Genomic DNA, 2,542 nt, shown 5'->3' with positions numbered 1-2,542 from the left:
TAGAATATAGGTTAAGTCCTCGATCTATTAGTATCTGTCAGCTCCACGTGTCACCACGCTTCCACCTCAGACCTATCAACCTGATCATCTTTCAGGGATCTTACTTCCTTGCGGAATGGGAAATCTCATCTTGAGGGGGGCTTCATGCTTAGATGCTTTCAGCACTTATCCCGTCCGCACATAGCTACCCAGCGATGCCCTTGGCAGAACAACTGGTACACCAGCGGTGCGTCCATCCCGGTCCTCTCGTACTAAGGACAGCTCCTCTCAAATTTCCTGCGCCCGCGACGGATAGGGACCGAACTGTCTCACGACGTTCTGAACCCAGCTCGCGTACCGCTTTAATGGGCGAACAGCCCAACCCTTGGGACCGACTACAGCCCCAGGATGCGATGAGCCGACATCGAGGTGCCAAACCTCCCCGTCGATGTGGACTCTTGGGGGAGATAAGCCTGTTATCCCCGGGGTAGCTTTTATCCGTTGAGCGATGGCCCTTCCATGCGGAACCACCGGATCACTAAGCCCGACTTTCGTCCCTGCTCGACTTGTAGGTCTCGCAGTCAAGCTCCCTTGTGCCTTTACACTCTGCGAATGATTTCCAACCATTCTGAGGGAACCTTTGGGCGCCTCCGTTACATTTTAGGAGGCGACCGCCCCAGTCAAACTGCCCACCTGACACTGTCTCCCTGCCCGATAAGGGCAGCGGGTTAGAAGGTCAATACAGCCAGGGTAGTATCCCACCGATGCCTCCACCGAAGCTAGCGCTCCGGTTTCCAAGGCTCCTACCTATCCTGTACAAGCTGTACCAACATTCAATATCAGGCTGCAGTAAAGCTCCACGGGGTCTTTCCGTCCTGTCGCGGGTAACCTGCATCTTCACAGGTACTATAATTTCACCGAGTCTCTCGTTGAGACAGTGCCCAGATCGTTGCGCCTTTCGTGCGGGTCGGAACTTACCCGACAAGGAATTTCGCTACCTTAGGACCGTTATAGTTACGGCCGCCGTTTACTGGGGCTTCAATTCGCACCTTCGCTTACGCTAAGCGCTCCTCTTAACCTTCCAGCACCGGGCAGGCGTCAGCCCCTATACTTCGCCTTACGGCTTCGCAGAGACCTGTGTTTTTGCTAAACAGTCGCCTGGGCCTATTCACTGCGGCTTCTCGGGGCTTTAACACCCTAAGAAGCACCCCTTCTCCCGAAGTTACGGGGTCATTTTGCCGAGTTCCTTAACGAGAGTTCTCTCGATCACCTTAGGATTCTCTCCTCGCCTACCTGTGTCGGTTTGCGGTACGGGCACCTCTCACCTCGCTAGAGGCTTTTCTTGGCAGTGTGGAATCAGGAACTTCGCTACTAAATTTCGCTCGCCATCACAGCTCAGCCTTTACGGGAAACGGATTTGCCTATTTCCCAGCCTAACTGCTTGGACGCGGATATCCAATACCGCGCTTACCCTATCCTCCTGCGTCCCCCCATTGCTCAAATGGTGAGGAGGTGGTACAGGAATATCAACCTGTTGTCCATCGCCTACGCCTTTCGGCCTCGGCTTAGGTCCCGACTAACCCTGAGCGGACGAGCCTTCCTCAGGAAACCTTAGGCATTCGGTGGACGGGATTCTCACCCGTCTTTCGCTACTCATACCGGCATTCTCACTTCTAAGCGCTCCACCAGTCCTTCCGGTCTGGCTTCACAGCCCTTAGAACGCTCTCCTACCACTGTTCGTAAGAACAGTCCGCAGCTTCGGTGATACGTTTAGCCCCGGTACATTTTCGGCGCAGAGTCACTCGACCAGTGAGCTATTACGCACTCTTTAAATGGTGGCTGCTTCTAAGCCAACATCCTGGTTGTCTAAGCAACTCCACATCCTTTTCCACTTAACGTATACTTTGGGACCTTAGCTGGCGGTCTGGGCTGTTTCCCTTTCGACTACGGATCTTATCACTCGCAGTCTGACTCCCAAGGATAAGTCATCGGCATTCGGAGTTTGACTGAATTCGGTAACCCGGTAGGGGCCCCTAGTCCAATCAGTGCTCTACCTCCGAGACTCTTACCTTGAGGCTAGCCCTAAAGCTATTTCGGAGAGAACCAGCTATCTCCAGGTTCGATTGGCATTTCACCCCTACCCACACCTCATCCCCGCACTTTTCAACGTGCGTGGGTTCGGGCCTCCATTCAGTGTTACCTGAACTTCACCCTGGACATGGGTAGATCACCTGGTTTCGGGTCTACGACCACGTACTCATGCGCCCTATTCAGACTCGCTTTCGCTGCGGCTCCGCATCTTCTGCTTAACCTTGCACGGGATCGTAACTCGCCGGTTCATTCTACAAAAGGCACGCCATCACCCGTTAACGGGCTCTGACTACTTGTAGGCACACGGTTTCAGGATCTATTTCACTCCCCTTCCGGGGTGCTTTTCACCTTTCCCTCACGGTACTGGTTCACTATCGGTCACTAGGGAGTATTTAGCCTTGGGAGATGGTCCTCCCGGATTCCGACGGAATTTCACGTGTTCCGCCGTACTCAGGATCCACTCTGGAGAGAA

General features: G+C 53.9%; 1 rRNA gene. It reads right to left on the bottom strand.

Going from position 1 to position 2,542, the window contains the following annotated elements:
* Positions 1–7: 7 nt before the first annotated feature.
* A 23S ribosomal RNA gene (locus EV579_RS18875) occupies positions 8–2,542 on the bottom strand; the annotation flags it as partial.

It is taken from the genome of Bacillus sp. BK450 (assembly GCF_004364885.1).
In the GTDB taxonomy this organism is placed as follows: domain Bacteria; phylum Bacillota; class Bacilli; order Bacillales; family Bacillaceae; genus Bacillus; species Bacillus safensis.
Note: the sequence above shows the minus strand (reverse complement) of the source record. Positions and strands in the feature narration are given on the sequence as shown.